The following is a 1,493-nucleotide window of genomic DNA, read 5'->3' as shown; positions in this document are numbered from 1 at the left end:
GTTCATAAAGCCATCTAATGAGTCTACCGTCTCTACTAAATTTTCCATACATGTTTTTGCGACACCAGCACAGGATTCTAGACTACTTGTGACTGATGAGTCAATAATAGTCGACATCCCCTTTGAAATCTCATCTGTCGAAACTTTGATACTCGCCTTAATGCTTTGAATTCGCATTGGCTGAATTCGCTTAACGGACATTACTCAACTCCTCCTTTGGTTTCAAGACATTGATAAACTCTTCATAAGAGTGAACCACATGGTCCTTCCCGTCCCTAGTTACCTCTCCATAAACCGTGAGGTTATCAAATAAATCACGGTCCTTAGGAATTAAGAGGCTAAAAATATCTGATAAAAGCTTAACATCTGTCTCGTTAGTTAAAAAATAGAGACTTCCTTTTTCTTTACTCATCAAGTCATAAGCTTTTGGGTATTTCTCCCTCAAGAGCCAATCTGAAGACTGTTCAATCACAGATTGTGAGAGATTAAGACAGGTAGTGTTATCTATAAAATCATCATTATAATAGTAATTTTTCAAACTTGTATAACGGTTAAATAAATATGTATACCTATTCTCAAGAGCAACCCCAAGTTCTTTAGGAACATCCTCTAGCTTACCTGTTTCCATATTAAAGAGGACTTCCTTACGGTCATGACCCCCAGTTTTTTGGAGAACTACCTTACGATACTCTTGATCATTGTATGTGACAAAATTAATATAAGTACTTGAAACTGGAAAGTATGACGAATCATAATCCGCAACAGCCTTTAAAAGGTCATACTCCTTACGAGGCAAATCATCCTGACTGGTATCATAAACCTGAATCTTCCAATACTCCCCCCAACTCAGATTCTTGACATCAAAGCGATTATCGTCCCATTTGTAAATTAAACGTTTACTGTCTGTCGAAAGGTAACGTTTCCCATAAATTGCACTGGTATACTCCAGTGGTTCTTCATTAGCTTCCTGCTCATTGCTATGATTGACATATTTCCAAGAAATGACCAACCCCTGTCTATTAGCTAGAAACTCATAAGAAGCTGGTTCTACCTCAGGAGTTCGCACTTTATAACGGTCATGTGTTAGGTAGCGATATAAGGGATAGGCTCCAGAAACCACAACAAGAAGGCTAAAAAGTCCCAGAATGATTAGTATTTTTTTCCTGTATTGTTTCATTGACTTCCTCCTGAATATTTGTTGTTTGTATCTGATAAACAAAGATTATAAACTCTTAATCCATTATACCATATGCGTGACACCGTGAGAAGATGAGAAAAGCAAAAGAAAACCACTTGAAATGGATTCAAGTGGCGAATAGTTAGGGGAGCTCATTATAAACAGAGGCATCATAGATCTTCTGTTGGATTCGTTTCTTTTCTGTATACTCTTCTGGTGAAACTGTATAAATCTCATTCGTTTCAATAGATCCTGCTAAATCGGTATCCATATTTTTAAAAGCTTCCGCAATCTTGTTCATAAAGCCATCTAATGA

The 1,493-nt window shown here is 37.0% G+C and carries 2 protein-coding genes; both read right to left on the bottom strand.

The genetic code is table 11. The annotated features are described in order from the left end of the window. Nucleotides 1-201 (bottom strand): hypothetical protein (locus GMD6S_RS09070; RefSeq protein ID WP_000114133.1); only part of this gene is annotated, 201 nt, incomplete at its 3' end. Further along, entirely contained in the window at nt 191-1,177 is a 987-nt protein-coding gene (locus tag GMD6S_RS09065; RefSeq protein WP_000816347.1) for a hypothetical protein, read from the bottom strand. The genes GMD6S_RS09070 and GMD6S_RS09065, both read right to left, overlap by 11 nt. Nucleotides 1,178-1,493: the final 316 nt, after the last annotated feature.

It is taken from the genome of Streptococcus sp. GMD6S, assembly GCF_000297015.1.
Note: the sequence above shows the minus strand (reverse complement) of the source record. Positions and strands in the feature narration are given on the sequence as shown.